The sequence below is a fragment of the Streptomyces sp. NPDC058662 genome (genome assembly GCF_042716255.1).
GTDB lineage: Bacteria > Actinomycetota > Actinomycetes > Streptomycetales > Streptomycetaceae > Streptomyces.
Genome location: NZ_JBHXRU010000188.1, coordinates 1 through 3,239 on the forward strand (window position 1 = coordinate 1; position 3,239 = coordinate 3,239).

At 56.7% G+C, this 3,239-nt stretch carries 1 rRNA gene; it reads right to left on the reverse strand.

Annotated elements, in window-relative coordinates:
- Positions 1–31 precede the first annotated feature (31 nt).
- Positions 32–3,154: ribosomal RNA gene (locus tag ACFWUQ_RS31120) — 23S ribosomal RNA — on the reverse strand.
- Between the last annotated feature and the right edge of the window lie 85 nt (positions 3,155–3,239).

Below are 3,239 nucleotides of genomic sequence, written 5' to 3' on the forward strand. Positions count from 1 at the left end.
TTCAGAACTAACACAGTGGACGCGAGCAACTGAGGACAAGCCCTCGGCCTATTAGTACCAGTCAGCTTCACCCGTTACCGGGCTTCCACATCTGGCCTATCAACCCAGTCGTCTACTGGGAGCCTTACCCTCTCAAGGAGGTGGGAATACTCATCTCGAAGCAGGCTTCCCGCTTAGATGCTTTCAGCGGTTATCCCTCCCGAACGTAGCCAACCAGCCATGCCCTTGGCAGGACAACTGGCACACCAGAGGTTCGTCCGTCCCGGTCCTCTCGTACTAGGGACAGCCCTTCTCAATATTCCTACGCGCACAGCGGATAGGGACCGAACTGTCTCACGACGTTCTAAACCCAGCTCGCGTACCGCTTTAATGGGCGAACAGCCCAACCCTTGGGACCGACTCCAGCCCCAGGATGCGACGAGCCGACATCGAGGTGCCAAACCATCCCGTCGATATGGACTCTTGGGGAAGATCAGCCTGTTATCCCCGGGGTACCTTTTATCCGTTGAGCGACGGCGCTTCCACAAGCCACCGCCGGATCACTAGTCCCGACTTTCGTCCCTGCTCGACCCGTCGGTCTCACAGTCAAGCTCCCTTGTGCACTTACACTCAACACCTGATTGCCAACCAGGCTGAGGGAACCTTTGGGCGCCTCCGTTACTCTTTAGGAGGCAACCGCCCCAGTTAAACTACCCATCAGACACTGTCCCTGATCCGGATCACGGACCGAGGTTAGACATCCAGCACGACCAGAGTGGTATTTCAACGGCGACTCCACCATGACTGGCGTCACAGCTTCAAAGTCTCCCACCTATCCTACACAAGCCGAACCGAACACCAATATCAAACTATAGTAAAGGTCCCGGGGTCTTTCCGTCCTGCTGCGCGAAACGAGCATCTTTACTCGTAGTGCAATTTCACCGGGCCTATGGTTGAGACAGTCGAGAAGTCGTTACGCCATTCGTGCAGGTCGGAACTTACCCGACAAGGAATTTCGCTACCTTAGGATGGTTATAGTTACCACCGCCGTTTACTGGCGCTTAAGTTCTCAGCTTCGCACGCCCGAAAGCGCACTAACCGGTCCCCTTAACGTTCCAGCACCGGGCAGGCGTCAGTCCGTATACATCGCCTTACGGCTTCGCACGGACCTGTGTTTTTAGTAAACAGTCGCTTCTCGCTGGTCTCTGCGGCCACCCCCAGCTCACGGAGTAAATCCGATCACCAGTGATGGCCCCCCTTCTCCCGAAGTTACGGGGGCATTTTGCCGAGTTCCTTAACCATAGTTCACCCGAACGCCTCGGTATTCTCTACCTGACCACCTGAGTCGGTTTAGGGTACGGGCCGCCATGAAACTCGCTAGAGGCTTTTCTCGACAGCATAGGATCATCCACTTCACCACAATCGGCTCGGCATCAGGTCTCAGCCTTAATGAGGGACGGATTTGCCTACCCCTCGGCCTACACCCTTACCCCGGGACTACCACCGCCCGGGCTGGACTACCTTCCTGCGTCACCCCATCGCTTACCTACTACCACCTTGGACCGGCGGCTCCACCACTTTCCCTTGCCCGAAGGCTCCGGAACGGCTTCACGGCCTTAGCATCAATGGATTCGATATTGGGCGTTTCAAAGCGGGTACCGGAATATCAACCGGTTGTCCATCGACTACGCCTGTCGGCCTCGCCTTAGGTCCCGACTTACCCTGGGCAGATCAGCTTGACCCAGGAACCCTTAGTCAATCGGCGCACACGTTTCTCACGTGTGTATCGCTACTCATGCCTGCATTCTCACTCGTGAACCGTCCACAACTAGCTTCCGCTGCTGCTTCACCCGGCACACGACGCTCCCCTACCCATCACAGCGGGCGTTGGCCCTATTGCTGCAATGACACGACTTCGGCGGTACGCTTGAGCCCCGCTACATTGTCGGCGCGGAATCACTTGACCAGTGAGCTATTACGCACTCTTTCAAGGGTGGCTGCTTCTAAGCCAACCTCCTGGTTGTCTCTGCGACTCCACATCCTTTCCCACTTAGCGTACGCTTGGGGGCCTTAGTCGATGCTCTGGGCTGTTTCCCTCTCGACCATGGAGCTTATCCCCCACAGTCTCACTGCCGTGCTCTCACTTACCGGCATTCGGAGTTTGGCTAAGGTCAGTAACCCGGTAGGGCCCATCGCCTATCCAGTGCTCTACCTCCGGCAAGAAACACACGACGCTGCACCTAAATGCATTTCGGGGAGAACCAGCTATCACGGAGTTTGATTGGCCTTTCACCCCTAACCACAGGTCATCCCCCAGGTTTTCAACCCTGGTGGGTTCGGTCCTCCACGAAGTCTTACCTCCGCTTCAACCTGCCCATGGCTAGATCACTCCGCTTCGGGTCTAGAGCGTGCAACTCAATCGCCCTATTCGGACTCGCTTTCGCTACGGCTTCCCCACACGGGTTAACCTCGCTACACACCGCTAACTCGCAGGCTCATTCTTCAAAAGGCACGCAGTCACGACCGTTGTTCCGAAGAACAACGGCGACGCTCCCACGGCTTGTAGGCACACGGTTTCAGGTACTATTTCACTCCGCTCCCGCGGTACTTTTCACCATTCCCTCACGGTACTATCCGCTATCGGTCACCAGGGAATATTTAGGCTTAGCGGGTGGTCCCGCCAGATTCACACGGGATTTCTCGGGCCCCGTGCTACTTGGGAGATGAGCAAGCAAGCCGCTGATGTTTCGTCTACGGGGGTCTTACCCTCTACGCCGGACCTTTCGCATGTCCTTCGACTACATCAACGGTTTCTGACTCGCCGACCGGCCGGCAGACCGATCAAGCTCATTCCCACAACCCCGCATGCGCAACCCCTGCCGGGTATCACACGCATACGGTTTGGCCTCATCCGGTTTCGCTCGCCACTACTCCCGGAATCACGGTTGTTTTCTCTTCCTGAGGGTACTGAGATGTTTCACTTCCCCTCGTTCCCTCCACACTGCCTATGTGTTCAGCAGTGGGTGACAGCCCATGACGACTGCCGGGTTTCCCCATTCGGACACCCCCGGATCAAAGCTCAGTTGGCAGCTCCCCGGGGCCTATCGCGGCCTCTCACGTCCTTCATCGGTTCCTGGTGCCAAGGCATCCACCGTGTGCCCTTAAAAACTTGGCCTACAGATGCTCGCGTCCACTGTGTAGTTCTCAAACAACGACCAGCCACCCATCACCCTGCTCCATATACGGAACAAGTTCACTAG